The organism is Mesorhizobium sp. P5_C1 (genome assembly GCF_054049815.1).
Window position 1 is genome coordinate 1 of record NZ_JBFULQ010000983.1, and the last position, 1,284, is coordinate 1,284.

Consider the following 1,284-nt stretch of genomic DNA (forward strand, 5'->3'; position numbering starts at 1 on the left):
GCTCTGGCGGGATGGGGTCGCGCTGACCAATCCTTGCCCAGTCTGTAGCGTCCGACGCGGGAGGAGACAGTAAAGCCGGGATTTAAAGGGCAACGCGGCGCTCATGGCCTTGCCTGATTGGAACCTGCGGAGATCGGCTTCGTTTGGCTGTAGCCATGGCAAAAATCGATCCGAGGACTGTCGCCAGTCTTTTGAGGGAATATGCGCAACGGGCGTCTATGCGCGGCGACAATCCCTATCGCACAAAGGCATACTTGCGCGCGGCAGACAGTCTGATGGCGCTGTCGCAACCGCTTGATCGGATCATTGCCGCCGGCGCCCTCACTAGGATCCCGGGGATCGGTGACGCGATCGCAGACATCGTGACCAAACTTCACCAAACCGGCACGCACCCAAGCCTTGAGAAGCTGCGCGAGGATGTTCCAGCGGGCGTGATGGAGCTGTTTGCCATACCCGGCCTTCGTCCCGATAAGATACTGAAGCTTCATCAGGCGCTCGGCGTGAACTCGCTGGCGGAGCTTGAGGCCGCAGCAAGAGAAGACCGCATACGCCCAGTCAAAGGCCTCGGCGCCGCGCTTCAGACAAAGCTCCTGCAGAACCTGGCCATCGTGCGAAGCGGCGAAACGCAACTTCACCTGCACAAGGCCGCCGCCCTTCTCGAACATGCGGTCATATCGGTGAAGCAAGCGCATCCAGAGTTTTCGCGCGTCGAAATTGCAGGTGACTTCCGGCGCGGTTGCGAGCTCGTTTCCGACTTCGCCCTGGTAGCGCAGGGCAGAAAGTCGACTAGTATCGAGGATACAACCCTCAGGCTTGTTGTCACGGACAGGAAGCACTTTGGCGCGAGCCTGCTCGAAGCAACCGGTTCGGCAGACCACCTTGAGCAACTGAAGACGTTCGCGGCCGACAAGGGATTCACCCTTAAGGCTGACGGGCTTCACCGCGGCAGAAAGCTGATCGCGTCAGAGACAGAGGAAGAAATCTACCAAGCTCTAAACCTGCAGTTTATCGAGCCTGAATTGCGCGAAGGCAGGGACGAGATTGAGCGAGCGGCAAAGCAGAAGCTACCCGCCCTCATTCGGGATGAAGATCTGCATGGCATCCTGCATTCTCACACGACCGCATCCGACGGCACCGAAACGCTTGAGGCAATGGCTGAAGCCACGCGCAGGCGCGGGTTCGAATACTATGGTGTCGCCGATCATTCGCAGTCCGCTCACTACGCAGGCGGCCTTTCGTTGCAGGAAATTGCTGAACAACACCGCGAAGCTGACCGGCTGAACA

Annotated in this window: 1 protein-coding gene; it reads left to right on the forward strand. The window is 59.1% G+C overall.

From position 1 onward, the window contains the following. Nucleotides 1-155: 155 nt before the first annotated feature. On the forward strand, nucleotides 156-1,284 hold a 1,129-nt coding region (locus ACXJ7R_RS33230), incomplete at its 3' end, for a helix-hairpin-helix domain-containing protein (protein ID WP_457155495.1).